Genomic DNA, 13,877 nt, shown 5'->3' with positions numbered 1-13,877 from the left:
ATCACGGCAGCGGGCGGCCCGCATCACGCGAGCCGACCGCCGCTTCACGGGAGTCGGCCGCCCAGCGGTGGGCGCCCCAGCGGGCGGCGATCTCGGCGGCGCTGGTGAAGTGGGCGCGGGCCGTATCCTCCTCGCCCAGCAGGCGGGCCAGTTGCCCGAGCGTGTGCGCGGGCGGTGGCAGCGCGACCGACATGCTGCCCGCGCCCGCGGGCGGCCCGCCGGCGTGCGGGAGCAGCGCGTCGTACAGCTCACGCGCGCCCGCACGCTCGTCCAGCGCGACCATCGCCATCGCGCGGAAGGCGGCGAAGACGGGGAAGAAGTAGTCGGCCCTGATCGGCACCGCCCGCCGCCGCATCTCGCGGGCCTCCTCCAGCCGTCCCTCCGCCGCCAGGACCACGGCGACCAGGTCCGCGGCGAGCCCGCCGTACTCCTGCAGCAGCCGCCACGCCACCTCCGGCAGGTCCTCGTCCATGAAGGCGGCCCGCACGAGCAGCAGGTACCCGTGCGCGTGCAGCGAGCCGTGCGCGGCCATCCGCGCCGTGGCCTCGGCATAGGTACGGCGGGCCGCGACGTCGTCCCCCCGGATGCGGGCGAGGGTGGCCAGCGCGCACTCCCCCACGTTCACCGGCTCGGTCATCCGGTAGCGCCTGGCCAGTTCCAGGCTCTCCCCGACCAGCTCCAGAGCCCGCTCCGGCTCGCTCCCCGCGACGGCGACCGTGGCGCGCAGGAACAGCGTGTACCACTGGTACTCGGGCGTCTCCACGCGCGCGAGCCGTTCGGCGATCCCGGCGCGTTCCCGCGCGTCGAGCACCGGGTCGAGGTCGTGGGCGAGGGTGGACAGGGCGCGGGCGAGCAGCGACGGGTCGTCCAGGCCCGCGGCGATCGCGACGGCGCGCCGGGCGGCGGCCCGCGCCTCGGGCGCGCCCTGGGCGGCCAGTTCGGCGGCGTAGGCGTCCAGCAGGCGGCAGCGCACCGCCTCCTCCAGTCCGGGCCGCTCCATGAGCCGCTCCAGCAGTGCCACGAGCGGGCGGTCGACGCTGCCGTAGGCGTGGTTCTGCCAGGGGACCGGGCCCGTCCACGCGGTGAAGGCGGCGATCTGCAGGCCGGGGTCGCCGCCGGCGGCGTCGATGGCGCGCTGCCTGGTGGCCCTGGCGCCGCCGAGGTCACCGGCCCGCACCTGGGCGCGCAGGAGCCTGCCGAGCAGGTCGATGCGCTCGGCGGGGGTGTGCCTGGCGCCCTCGCGCTCGTGGCCGTCCAGGCAGGCCAGGACGTCGGTGAGCAGGTCCACGGCGGCCGCGTGGGCGAAGCGCGCCTCGGCCAGCTCGGCGGCGCGCACGCCGTACTCGACGGCCTTGGGGGTACGCGCCCGCGCGTAGTGATAGGCCAGCGCCGGGGCGTCGTCCGGGTAGCGGGCCTCCAGGGCGTCGCCGATCCGCAGGTGCAGGCGCTTGGCGCGGGCCAGCGACACCTCCCCGGCCACCGTCTCGCGCACCAGCGCGTGCACGAACCGCACCCGTCCCGCCTCGGGCTCGGTGAGCAGCCCGGCGATCAGCGCCGACTCCAGGCCGTCGAGCACCGCTTCCTCACCGAGGTCGGAGGCGGCGACGAGCACGTCGACGCTCGCCTCCCGCCCGGCGACCGCCGCCAGCCTGAGCACGCTGACGGCGCCGTCCGGCAGCCTGGCCAGCCGCCGCAGGAGCACCTCCCGCACCCCCTGCGGCACCCCGTCGAGCAGCGCCCGCGCGCCGGCGGCGGGCCGGAAGGCGCCTTCGCTGTCGAGCAGGCGGGCGGTCTCGCGGACGAAGAACGGGTTGCCCCCGGTGCGCTCGGTCAGCGCCGCCACCGTGGGGGCGTCGACCGGCACGTCGCTCAGCCCGGACAGCAGGGCGGCCACCGCCTCCGGCGCCAGCCCGGGAAGGGGCAGGCGCAGCGGTTCGCGCCTGGCCAGCGCGGCGAACGTCTCGGTGAAACCGCCGTCGAGCTCGTCGTCGCGGTAGGCGGCCACGAGCAGCACCCTGCCCTCCAGCCCGGACATCAGCGCGAGCGTCTCGGCGTCGGCCCAGTGGAGGTCGTCGAGCATGATGGCCAGCGGGCGTTCACCAGACACTCCGGCCAGCCACGACCAGACCGCCCTGTGCATGAGGAAGCGGCCGGTGGCGGCGTCGCCGTACACGATGGCGTTCTCGCCGAGCAGCGGCGCGAGGGTGGCCGCGAGCTCGGCCGGCGGCGGCGCGTGGGCGGCGACGGCCCGCAGGATCTCACCCCACGCCCACGCGGGCGGGACCCCCTCGGCCCGCGGGCAGCTTCCCGCGGCCACCAGCCACCCGTCACGGGCCAGCCGGTCGCGCAGCCGCCGCAGGAGCGAGGTCTTGCCGAGCCCGGCCTCCCCGCTCACGAGCGCGACTCCTGGTCCGCCGGCGCGCGCGGAGGCGGCCGCGCGCAGCAGCGCCTCCAGCTCGTCCGCGCGCCCCACGAACCCCCCGCCATCCGGTACGGCCCGCGTACCCTCACCCTCCGGAGCGGCGGCCACCGGCGCCACGACGGCGTCGACCCGCCCGTTCAGGATGGCCGACTCCAGCCCGGCCAGCGCCGGCCCGGGGTCCAGCCCCAGTTCCTCGGCCATCACCTCGCGGGCCCGCCGCAGGGTGGCCAGAGCGTCTCCCTGCCGCCCCGCGTGCCACAGGGCCAGGGCGTGCAGCCGCCAGCCCTCCTCGCGCAGCGGGGCCTGCCTGATGAGCACCTCGGCCTCGGGCACCGCTTCCGCCGCGTCGCCCGCCCGCAGCCCGGCCGCCACCCGTAGCTCCCGCGCCACGTGCCGCAGTTCCTCCAGCCGCGCCACCTCGGCGAGGGCCCATCCGGCCCCTGCCGCCTCGGCGTAGGCGGGTCCCCGCCACAGCCCGAGCGCCCGTTCCACCCGGGCCCGCGCCGGCGCGCCGTCGAGGGAGCGCGCCTCGTCCAGCAGCCGCTCGAACTCCCACGCGTCCACGGCGTCCCCGGCCAGCCGCAGCGCGTACCCCGGAGAAGCGCTCACCAGCACCTGCGCGGGCGTGCGCGGCGCCCGCCCGGGTTCGAGAAGCCTGCGCAGGTTGGAGACGTACGCCTGCAGGGACGCCAGCGCCTGCGCGGGGGCGCGGTCGTGCCAGAGGTCGTCGATCAGCCGGTCGGCGGAGACCACGTGCCCGCGCGCGGCCACCAGAACCGCGAGGACGGCACGCTGAAGCGGCCCACCCAGCGGCACCGCCACCCCGTCGACCTCGGCCGCGAACGGCCCGAGCACTCTGATCCGCACCATCGCCCCACATGGTACGAGGAGCTCCAAGCCGGACTCCAAGTCCCTTCCAAGCACCGCCGCGGAAGCTGTGGCCATGAAGAACAACGCCCGCGCCCTGCGCGTCACCGCCGCCACGCTGACCTGGATCGTCGCCCTCATGATCGGCTACATCGGCTTCAGCTACCTGTTCACTCCGATGTCCACCGCCCCGGGCTTCGGCCTGCCCGCCTGGCCCGGCGCGGAGGCGGCCGGTTTCCTCAACGTGAAGGGCGTGCGCGACGTGGTGTCCGGCCTGGTCCCGCTGGCGCTGCTGCTGTCGGGTCAGCGCAGGGCGCTCGGCTGGAGCCTGGCGGTGATCTCGCTGATCCCGTTCGGCGACGCCGCGGTCATCCTGGCCAACGGCGGCTCGGTCGTGACCGCGCTCGCCGTCCACACCGCCACGGCCGTCGTGGTCCTGGCCACCGCCGCCCTCCACCTGCGGATCTCAGTGATCTCTCAGAATCGGTAAGTATGCTCCGACCTCATGAGAAGAGTGTCCGCGCTGGTCGCGGTACTTGCCCTGATCGGGGCGGTGGCGTGGCTGGTGTGGCCGTCGGGTCCGGAGGTGCGCGGCCAGGAGAGCCGCCTCGCCGTCACCGACGGACCCGCCGACGACCAGCGGGTGGAGCTCGACACGACGTTCTTCCCGCCCGCGGGCGGCGGGAAGGCGCCCGCGGTCCTGCTCGCGCACGGCTTCGGCGGCAGCAAGCAGAGCGTCCGCGACGACGCGCTACGGCTGGCGCGGGACGGCTACGCCGTCCTCACCTGGTCGGCCCGCGGGTTCGGCCGCTCGACCGGCCAGATCGCGCTGAACTCCCCCGACTACGAGGTCAAGGACGTCAAGCAGCTGATCGACTGGCTGGCCAGGCGTCCCGAGGTCGTCCTGGACCAGGCGGGCGACCCGCGCGTGGGCATCGCCGGCGGCTCCTACGGCGGCGCCATCGCGCTGATGACCGCCGCCCACGACGCGAGGGTCGACGCGATCGTCCCCCAGATCACCTGGTACGACCTGGCCGACGCCCTCTTCCCCGACGCCACCGGCCAGGGCCCGCAGAGCGGCGTGTTCAAGAGCCTGTGGGCGGGCTTCTTCTTCGGCAGGGGCGCCCCCTCGGCGCAGGGCCTGCAGGCGCTCACCCGCCGGCCGGCGCCGATGACCGCCGACGAGGCGCGCTGCGGCCGCTTCCTGCCGGAGATCTGCGCGATCTACCAGCAGGTCGCCACGACCGGCAGGGCCACGCCCCAGGCGGTCGAACTCCTGCGCAAGGCCAGCCCCAGCTCCGTCCAGGGCCGCATCAAGACGCCCACGCTGCTCATCCAGGGCCAGCGCGACTCGCTGTTCCCGCTGGGCCACGCCGACGCCAACGCGAAGGCGATCGCGCCGGGCACGCCGGTGAGCGTCATGTGGTTCGACGGCGGCCATGACGGCGGCAACGGCGAGGCCGACTGGCTCTACGCCCAGACCTCCGCCTGGCTGGCCCGCTACCTCAAGGGCGACACCGGGGCGGCCCCGGTGAAGGCGTTCACCGTGACCAGGGACGGCGGCCGCGACCCCGGCACCCGCCAGCGCATCCGCCTGCACCCCGAGACCGCCGCGTACCCGGGCCTGTCCGGCACCACCACCACGGACGTCACGCTGTCCGGCCCCGAGCAGAACATCGTCAACCCGCCCGGCGGCAACCCGGCCTCCATCTCCACGGTGCCCGGCGTCAGCGGCCTGCTCGGCGGCGGCGCCCAGAACAACCTGAGCGTCTCCCTCGACATGCCGGGCCAGGCGGCGAGCTTCGAGTCGGCCCCGCTGACCGCCCCGCTCCAGCTGACCGGCGCGCCGTCGGTGAAGCTGCGCGTCTACGGCAAGGGCGAGGTGACGCTGTTCGCCAAGCTGTACGACGTCCCCGACGCCATCCAGCCGCCCACCCTGCCCGCCGGGCTGGTCGCGCCGCTGCGCGTGAAGATCCCCGACGGGGCGCAGAGCGCCGACGTGACGGTCGCGCTGCCCGCGCTCGACCACCGGTTCACCGTGGGCCACCGGCTCCGGCTGACCGTCACCACCACGGACATGGGCTTCGCCACCCCGGCCGAGCCGGCCTCCTACCGCGTGGCGCTCGCCGCCCCCGTCCTGAGTGTGCCGACGGTGGCGACGCTGAGCGCCCCGGCGGGCGGCGTCGCGTGGTGGGTGTGGGCGATGCCGCTGGCCGCGATCGTGCTGGCCGCCGTCCTGCTGGCCCTGGGCAGGGCACGCAGGGGTACGGCGGGCCGTACCGGCGGGCAGGACGCGGCGCCGCTGGAGATCAGCGGCCTGACCAAGGCCTACCGCAACGGCGAGAAGGCCGTGGACGAGCTGTCGTTCCGCGTCGAGCAGGGCCAGGTGCTCGGCCTGCTCGGTCCGAACGGAGCGGGCAAGACCACCACGATGCGGATGATGATGGGCCTCATCCACCCGGACGCCGGAGAGATCCGCATCTTCGGCGAGCGGGTGACGCCGGGCGCGCCCGTGCTGTCGCGGCTGGGCTCGTTCGTGGAGGGGCCGGGCTTCCTGCCGCATCTGTCGGGCCGGGAGAACATCGAGCTGTACTGGGCGGCGACCGGCAGGCCCGCGGCCGAGGCGCACATGGAGGAGGCGCTGGAGATCGCCGGGCTCGGCGCGGCGCTGGAACGTGCCGTGCGCACGTACTCGCAGGGCATGCGGCAGCGGCTCGCGATCGCCCAGGCGATGCTGGGGCTGCCCGACCTGCTGGTGCTCGACGAGCCCACCAACGGTCTCGACCCGCCCCAGATCAGGGAGATGCGCGAGGTGCTGAAGCGCTACGCCCGCGACGGCCGCACGGTGATCGTCTCCAGTCACCTGCTGGCCGAGGTGGAGCAGACCTGCACCCACGTGGTCGTCATGCACCGCGGCCGCCTGATCACCACCGGCCCGGTGGCCGCCCTGCTGGCCAGCTCCAACGGCCACGGGCCACGCCTGGAGGACGTCTTCCTTGACCTGATCGGAGAGAACTCGTGAGCGAGGAGCGGACGAAGGAGGCACTCCGCACAGCGATTGAGGAGGGCGGGCGACCCAACACGGCGGAGGGCTACGCGCCGGGCAGGACGCTGCCGTTGCGGGTGGAGATCGTCCGCCAGTTCAAGCGGCGCCGGACCATGGTCATGTTCGGGCTGCTGCTCGCGCTGCCGTGGATCCTGGTCATCGCCTTCCAGTTCGGCCCCCAGCAGCCCAGCGGGCAGCAGGCCGGGCTGCGCATCTCCGACCTGGCCACGGCCAGCGGCCTGAACTTCGCCGCCTTCGCGCTGTCGGTCTCGGCCAGTTTCCTGCTGGTGGTGGCGGTGGCGCTGTTCTGCGGCGACACGGTGGCCAGCGAGGCGAACTGGTCGTCGCTGCGCTACCTGCTGGCCGCGCCGGTGCCGCGCGACCGCCTGCTGCGCCAGAAGCTGATCGTGGCCCTGGGCTTCTCCGCCGCCGCGGTCGTCGCGCTGCCGCTGATGGCGCTGCTGGCCGGGACGGTCGCCTTCGGCTGGGACGACATCCAGGTGCCGGGCACCGGCGAGGTCATCCCGGCCCTGGACGTGCTGCCGCGCTTCGGCATCGTGATCGGCTACGCGCTGGTCAGCCAGCTCGTGGTGGCGGCGCTGGCGTTCCTGATCTCCACGGTCACCGACTCGCCGCTCGGCGCGGTCGGCGGCGCGGTGGGACTGTGGATCGTCTGCACGATTTTGCAGGCGGTCGAGGCCCTGGGGACGCTGCGGGAGTTTCTGCCGACGTTCTGGAACACCGCCTGGCTGGACGCGCTCGCCCCCACCATCGACTGGGGCGGCATGGCCAAGGGCGCCTCGATCTCGGTGACGTACGCGGCGCTGCTGCTGGCCTTCACCTTCCGCCGCTTCCGGCGCAAGGACGTGGTGTCCTAGGCCCAGTGGGGCGGCTTGTTCTCCAGGTAGAAAGAGTCGTCGTCGGCCTCGCGCCAGTCGCCCCACGCCACGTCGGTGTCGTCGGCGGTCTGCTCCGGGAGAAATTCGCTCACGGAATACATGCTACCGAGACGAACAAACCCGACCCCGCGCCGTCCGCCGCCCCAAGGACATCAGGTTTGACCGGGGGTACGATGCCTGTGCAGGTGTCGCCTAACCCCCCGTGAGGCTGCCCATGGCCACCCCTACAGGTTGGCGGCGAGAAGGCAATCTGCCGGCGGAGCTGACGAGCTTCGTGGGCCGCAACCGCCTGCTCGCCAATCTCAAACGCCACCTGGGTGAGTCACGCCTGGTCACGGTCACCGGCATCGGCGGCGTGGGCAAGTCGCGCACGGTGCTGCGCCTGGCCCACCAGGTCCGCTCCCAGTTCGAGGACGGCGTCTGGTTCGCCGATCTGGCCCGGCTGCAGGACACGGGCATGGTCAAGCACACGATCGCCTCGGCGCTCGGCATCGCCGACCAGTCCTCGCGCGAGGCCTCGGAGTCGCTGACCGAATGGGTCGGCGGGCGGCACATGCTGCTCATCATCGACACCTGCGAGCACCTGGTCCAGGGCTGCGCCGAGCTGGTGGAGGAGCTGCTGGCGGCCAACCCGAGCCTGCGCATCCTGGCCACCAGCCGGCAGTCGCTGCACCTGCCGTACGAGCGGGTGGTGCCGGTTCCGCCGCTGCAGGTGCCGGGCGAGGACCTGACCGAGAGCCTGTTCACCAACGAGTCCGTGCAGCTGTTCGCGGACCGCGCCGGTTCGGTGATGCCGGAGTTCGTGCTGGACGAGCACAACATCGGCTCGGTGGCCGAGCTGTGCCGCCGCCTGGACGGCATCCCGCTGGCGATCGAGCTGGCCGCGGTGCGGCTGCGGGCGCTGTCGGTGGACCAGATCCTGGCCCTGCTCGCCGACCGGTTCAGCCTGCTGGCCGGGGCCAGCCGCACCGCGCTGCCCCGCCACCAGACGCTGCGCGCGGCCATCGGCTGGAGCCACGAGCTGTGCGAGCCGGCCGAGCGGCTGCTGTGGGCGCGCCTGTCGGTCTTCGCCGGGGACTTCGAGCTCGATGCCGCCCGGTTCGTCTGCTCCGATGACCGGCTGCCCTCCGAGGCCATCACCGACCTGGTCACCGGCCTGGTGGAGAAGTCGATCCTGCTGATCCGCAGCAACCACGCGGGCGTACGCTACAAGCTGATCGACACGCTGGCCGAATACGGCGAGGAGTGGCTGGACAAGCTCGGCGAGAGCCAGCAGATGCGCCACAAGCACCTGCAGTACTACCTGAGCCTGGCCCAGCGCAGCGAGGACGCCTGGTCCGGCCCGCGGCAGATCTACTGGTTCGTGCGCATGCGCCAGGAGCATGACAACGTCCGGGTGGCGCTGGAGCACGCGCTGCACACGGCGGGCGAGGCCGTACTGGCGCTGAAGCTGTTGTCGTCGTTGTGGTTCATGTGGATCTGCTGCGGCTTCACCCGCGAGGGCCGCCTCTACCTGGAGCGGGCGCTGCAGGCCAACCCCACCCCCAGCAAGGAACGCTGCAAGGCGCTGTGGGTGCTGTCGTACGTGCGCAGCGCCCAGGGCGACAGCACCGGCGCCCTGTCTGCGGCCGAGCAGTGCAGCACCGAGGCGGTCAGGGTCGGCGACTCCAAGGCGGTCATCCTGGCCTCCAAGATGCAGGGCACCGCCGCGCTGCTCCAGGGCGACCTGCAGAAGGCCAGCGCGCTGCTGGGCGTGGCGATCGAGTTCAACACCGACAACAAGGAGCTCAACCCCGGCCTGCTGCCCGCGATCGTCGAGCTGTCGATCGTGCTCACCTCGCAGGGCGAGCTGTATGAGGCCGAGTCGCTGCTGGTCGACTGCCTGCAGGTGTGCAAGGAGCGCGGCGAGCTGTTCGTCAGCTCCTACGCGTACTGGGCGCTGGCGCTCACCCGGCTGGCCACGGGCAGGGCCGACGACGCGCTGCAGGACGCCCAGGAGGGGCTGCGGATCAAGCGGCACTTCCACGACACGCTGGGCACGCTGATCGCGCTGGAGACCACCGCGCGCATCTACACGGCGCTGGAGCAGCCGTTGCTGTCGGCCCGCCTGCTCGGCGCCCTGCAGCAGAACTGGAAGACCGCGGGCCTGCCGATGCTGGGCGCTCCGTGGCTCACCGACGACCACGACAAGCTGGTCAAGGAGTGCCAGAAGTCGCTGGGCGAGGTGGCGTACAAGCAGGCGTCGGAGTTCGGGGCCAAGCTTGACCTGGACGAGGCGTCCGCGCTCGCGCTGGGCGAACTGGACGCCCCGTCCTGACTCAGACGGCCTGGGCCCATTCGGTGCCCGTCGGCCAGGCGTGCACGTACCTCGCGCTGCCCAGCGAGTACTCGATGTGGCCGCGGACCCAGTGCTCGAGCCCCTGCACGTACGCGCGGACGGCGCGGGTGCCCCAGGTGTCGACCGACCCGCGCAGGCGCACCATCTCGGCGACGGCGCGATCATGCATGGTCGCGACCTCGTCGAGCGCCTCCTGCAGGGAGTAGCCCCGATGGGTGATGAGCACGTTGACGAGGTTGTGCCGGGCCTTGTCGTGCTTCTTCTCCTTGGCGTAGGAGAAGAGGTCGTTGTCCCAGACCACGAGGTCGTTGGCGTGCTCGGTGAGGGCCCTGATGTCGGGATGGTGCCATTCGTCGGGGGTGAGCCGCCGGCCACCCGCGATGTCGATCAGGGCGTAGACCGGGTACATGGCACCGGTGCGGCGGCGCATGAACACGTAGTCCTCCGGGCTGGGGACCACGTTGGACTCGCGGTTGGCGGCCTCCCAGACCTGGGCGAAGATGTACTCCTTGGTGGCCGTCGACCACCGGTCGAGCTGGTCGCGCTCCGCGTGCTCGGCGATGCGTTCCTTGAGCCCCTGCAGTGACTTGGCGAACACGTTGGTGACGGGTTCGTCGGATTCGATGTCGTGCAGGACCCGGAACATCTCCGGGAGGGCCCTGGCGATGAGTGCGGTGTGGCGGCTGAGGTTCTCCGACTCGCAGAAGCCGTCGTCGAAGGCGAACAGCCAGATGCACCAGTCCATGAGGAGCTTGAGCATGTCGCGGTCGACCAGGGGGTAGGCTCGGGCGGTGAGCCATCCGAACCTGGCGCTCTTGTAACGTTCCAGCATGTCAGGCTCGTTCAGCATGCCTGACTCGAGGAGCCAGGCGAAGCTGTCTTCGCTGGCCTCCACGACGTAGGGGTTCACCTCGCTTTCGAACGGGCACTGCAGGATGGGGATGCGGAGGGATGGGTTGTTTGTGGCTTGCGCAGAGGTTCTAGCCATGACCTCATGATCGCAATGATCTTGGAGGGTGGCCATATCGCATTAATAGCGAATTTTCTGCCCTTGGGGGCTATGTCAACCAATCCTCGACCCCGAACATGCGGGCTGTGTCGATAGCCGATGGGTTGCCCGTTTTGGGGTCCGCACCCGCCTCCAGCAGCGCTTTGACCACTTCGGGCTCCTTCTTGAACACCGCCCCCGCCAGCGGCGTCTGCCCGCGGTCGTTCGGCCGCCCGGGGTCGGCGCCCAGCTCAGCGAGCATCCGCACGGTCGGCGCGTGCCCGTGGTAGGCCGCGAGCATCAGCAGGGTGTCGCCCTTGCCGTTGGTCAGATTGGCCGGCACCCCGGCCTCCACGTACGCGCGCAGCGTCTCGGTGTCCCCGGCCCTGGCCAGATCGAACATCCTCGTGGCGAACTCCTCGAGCTCCTGCTCCCCGTCCATGACGCCCATTCTGCCTCGATAGGGTGCCCTGCACGGAATCGTTCCGGCTCGCCGTGGGTTGCTGTGGAGAGTACCTAGGGAAAGGCTGTCCAACCGTGTTCGACCCGACGGATCTCTACAAGCTCGCCGAAGATGCGCCCGAGCTGACCGATCCGGTGCTGTTGTACCACTTCGATGGTTTTGTCGATGCGGGCGGCGCCGGACGACTGGCGCTGGGCCACCTCCTGGCCGAGCTGGAGCACCGGGTCGTGGCCACGTTCGACGTGGACCGCCTCCTCGACTACCGCTCCCGCCGGCCCATCATGACCTTCGACACCGACAAGTGGGTGGACTGCGAGAGCCCCGAGCTGGCCGTCTATTCCGCCGCCGACGCCACCGGCACGCAGTTCCTCGTGCTCAGCGGCCCCGAGCCGGACCGCGAGTGGGAGCTGTTCGCCAAGGCCGTGGGCGCGCTGCTCGGCGAGCTCAAGGTGAGCAAGATCGTGACCCTGCACGGCATCCCCATGGCCGTGCCCCACACCCGGCCGCTCGGCATCACCATGCACGCCAGCCGTCCCGAGCTCATCGGGCCCCAGAGCAGCAACTTCGGCCGGGTCCAGGTGCCCGGCAGCATGGCGGCGCTCCTGGAGTTCCGCCTGGGCGGCCAGGGCCACGACGCGGTCGGCTACGCCGTCCACGTGCCCCACTACCTCTCGCAGGCCGAGTACCCCCACGCGGCCGTCACCGCCCTGGAGGCCGTCACCCGCGGCACCGGGCTGGTCTTCCCGATGGAAGGGCTGCGCGACGCCGCCGAGCGGACCAACGTGGAAATCGAGGAGCAGATCCGCGGCTCGGCGGAGCTGTCCACCGCGATCGAGGGCCTGGAGCAGCAGTACGACGCCTTCGCCGCCGGGTCCGACAAGGAGAGCCTGCTGGCCGAGCCGTCGTCGATGCCGACCGGCGACGAACTCGCGGCGCAGTTCGAGCGTTTCCTGGCCGAGCGGGACGAAGATCTCTAAGTAACCTGGGGCCATGGACGACATCCAGGTTGGCCTGATCGGTTACGGCCCCGCCGGGCAGTTCTTCCACGGGCCGCTGGTCCACGCCACCCCGGGCCTGCGCCTGGCCGCCGTGGTCACGCGTAACCCGGAGCGCGCGGCCGAGGTGGAGCACAAGTACGGCGCGGCGGCCGTACCCGACGCCGAGGCGCTCTTCCCCCGCTGTGACCTCGTCGTGGTCGCCTCGCCCAACCGCACCCACGTCCCGCTGGCCACCGAGGCGCTGGCCTCGGGCCTGCCGGTCGTCGTGGACAAGCCTCTGGCCGCGACCGCCGAGGAGGCCACCAGGCTGGTGGCGCTGGCCAAGGAGCGGAATCTGCTGCTGACCGTCTTCCAGAACCGGCGCTGGGACGGCGACTTCCTCACCCTGCGCGCCCTGCTGGAGGAGGGCGGGCTCGGCCGGGTGGCCCGGTTCGAGTCGCGCTTCGAGCGCTGGCGCCCCCGTCCCAAGGGCGGCTGGCGCGAGTCCGGCGGCGCCCAGGAGGTCGGCGGCCTGCTCTACGACCTCGGCAGCCACCTGGTCGACCAGGCGCTCCAGCTGTTCGGCCCGGTCCGCACGGTCTACGCCGAGAGCGACGCCAGGCGGGAGGGCGTGGGCTCCGACGACGACACCTTCGTCGCGCTCACCCACGACAGCGGCGTCCGCTCGCACCTGTGGATGAGCGCCGTGACCGGGCGGCTGGGCCCGCGCTTTCGCGTGCTGGGCTCGACCGGCGCCTACGTCAAGTACGGCCTGGACGTCCAGGAGGACCGGCTGCGCGCCGGAGCCACCCCGGACCAGCCCGGCTTCGGCGACGAGCCCCAGGATCGCTGGGGCCTGCTCGGCACCGACGACGCGGCCCGCCCGCTGCCCACGGCGCCCGGCGCCTATCTCGCCTTCTACCGGGGCGTGGAGTCCGCGCTCAGGGACGGCGGCCCGGCCCCGGTGGATCCCGCGGGCGTGGTCGAGGCCCTGAAGGTGATCGAGGCCGCGCGCCTGTCCTCCCTCCAGGGCATGCTCACCCACCTCGGCTGAAGCTAGAGCAGGCGGGCCCGCAGGGCCGCGGTGTCGTCCTGCGTCCAGCCGTGTGAGCGCAGCCACTCCAGCGGCCCGCCGAAGCGGTCGTCGAGCACGCCGAGGAACTGCTCAAGGTAGGGCGCGCGCGGCATGTGGTCGTCGGCCGGGCGCGAGTCCAGGTCGTCGCGGTAGGTGGAGCTGGCGCGCAGCCGCGCCAGCACCCGGTCCATCCGCTCGCCCGTGGCCGTGTAGTCGGCCACGATCGCCTCCCTGGTCACCCCGGACACCTCCAGCGCCAGCGCGGCGACCACGCCGGTGCGGTCCTTGCCGGCCGCGCAGTGCACGATGGCCGCGCCGTCGTCCAGCGACAGCGCGCGCAGCGCCCCGAGCACCGAGTCCGGCCGGTCGCGCAGGTAGCCGAAGTAGAAGCCGGTGACACGCAGTTCCTCGTCCAGCTGGCGCTCCTGCCAGGGCAGCACCTTGTCGGCGTCGATGGAGTCCGCCTCGACGTCGGTGTGCCTGCCGCCCTCGGCGAAGAAGCTCAGGTTGTGATGCGTGACCTCGGCCACACGGATCAGCGGGCCGGGACCCTCCAGCGCGACCTCGGCGTGCGAGCGAAGATCCACCACGTGCCGGATCTTGAGCTCACCCACGAGATAGGAGACGTCACGCTCGGTGAGACCTTGCAGGTTGTCGGAGCGGAAAATCCTGCCGGAGCGGGTGGTCCGGCCGTCCTTCGTCGGCAGCCCGCCCAGGTCACGAGCGTTGACAGCGCCTTGTAGCTCAATCCAGCTGTTCATCTGATTAACCTACATGTGAGCGAATTCCCGGTTCATAACGC

The 13,877-nt window shown here is 72.3% G+C and carries 10 protein-coding genes; 6 read left to right on the top strand and 4 right to left on the bottom strand.

Translation table 11 applies throughout. The features are described from left to right. Position 1 precedes the first annotated feature (1 nt). Complete coding sequence (locus ACFWYW_RS04560; RefSeq protein WP_379609654.1) at positions 2-3,292, bottom strand: BTAD domain-containing putative transcriptional regulator; 3,291 nt, start codon at positions 3,290-3,292, stop codon at positions 2-4. Positions 3,293-3,365: 73 nt separating this feature from the next. On the opposite strand from ACFWYW_RS04560, the gene ACFWYW_RS04555 reads away from it, so the two are divergent. From ACFWYW_RS04555 to ACFWYW_RS04540, 4 genes are all read left to right on the top strand, one after another. Beyond that, positions 3,366-3,779, top strand: a complete 414-nt coding sequence (locus ACFWYW_RS04555; RefSeq protein WP_379609653.1) for a DUF4267 domain-containing protein — start codon at positions 3,366-3,368, stop codon at positions 3,777-3,779. A gap of 15 nt (positions 3,780-3,794) precedes the next feature. Beyond that, positions 3,795-6,311 carry a CocE/NonD family hydrolase gene (locus ACFWYW_RS04550; RefSeq protein WP_379609652.1) on the top strand — a complete coding sequence of 839 codons (2,517 nt, stop codon included), beginning with the start codon at positions 3,795-3,797 and terminating at the stop codon, positions 6,309-6,311. After that, entirely contained in the window at positions 6,308-7,213 is a 906-nt protein-coding gene (locus ACFWYW_RS04545) for an ABC transporter permease (RefSeq protein WP_379609651.1), read from the top strand. The genes ACFWYW_RS04550 and ACFWYW_RS04545 overlap by 4 nt, the downstream gene beginning before the upstream one ends. A gap of 295 nt (positions 7,214-7,508) precedes the next feature. Further along, a complete protein-coding gene (locus ACFWYW_RS04540; protein ID WP_379640904.1) occupies positions 7,509-9,551 on the top strand; it encodes an ATP-binding protein in 2,043 nt (680 codons plus the stop codon). Between the two features lies 1 nt (position 9,552). Here the strand turns inward: ACFWYW_RS04540 and ACFWYW_RS04535 are convergent, their stop codons facing one another. After that, positions 9,553-10,560, bottom strand: a complete 1,008-nt coding sequence (locus ACFWYW_RS04535) for a hypothetical protein (RefSeq protein WP_379609649.1) — start codon at positions 10,558-10,560, stop codon at positions 9,553-9,555. Between the two features lie 70 nt (positions 10,561-10,630). Next, positions 10,631-11,011: an ankyrin repeat domain-containing protein gene (locus tag ACFWYW_RS04530; RefSeq protein ID WP_379609648.1), complete on the bottom strand. Its 381-nt coding sequence runs from the start codon at positions 11,009-11,011 to the stop codon at positions 10,631-10,633. Between the two features lie 86 nt (positions 11,012-11,097). On the opposite strand from ACFWYW_RS04530, the gene ACFWYW_RS04525 reads away from it, so the two are divergent. Both ACFWYW_RS04525 and ACFWYW_RS04520 read left to right on the top strand, forming a co-directional pair. Continuing rightward, entirely contained in the window at positions 11,098-12,000 is a 903-nt protein-coding gene (locus ACFWYW_RS04525; protein ID WP_379609647.1) for a proteasome assembly chaperone family protein, read from the top strand. A 13-nt stretch (positions 12,001-12,013) separates the two neighbouring features. Then, a complete protein-coding gene (locus tag ACFWYW_RS04520) occupies positions 12,014-13,054 on the top strand; it encodes a Gfo/Idh/MocA family oxidoreductase (protein WP_379609646.1) in 1,041 nt (346 codons plus the stop codon). Positions 13,055-13,056: 2 nt separating this feature from the next. Here the strand turns inward: ACFWYW_RS04520 and ACFWYW_RS04515 are convergent, their stop codons facing one another. Next, the gene (locus ACFWYW_RS04515; RefSeq protein WP_379609645.1) at positions 13,057-13,836 is read right to left on the bottom strand and encodes a tyrosine-protein phosphatase; all 780 of its coding nucleotides are present in this window, start codon (positions 13,834-13,836) and stop codon (positions 13,057-13,059) included. Between the last annotated feature and the right edge of the window lie 41 nt (positions 13,837-13,877).

The organism is Nonomuraea sp. NPDC059023 (genome assembly GCF_042740095.1).
In the GTDB taxonomy this organism is placed as follows: domain Bacteria; phylum Actinomycetota; class Actinomycetes; order Streptosporangiales; family Streptosporangiaceae; genus Nonomuraea.
Note: the sequence above shows the minus strand (reverse complement) of the source record. Positions and strands in the feature narration are given on the sequence as shown.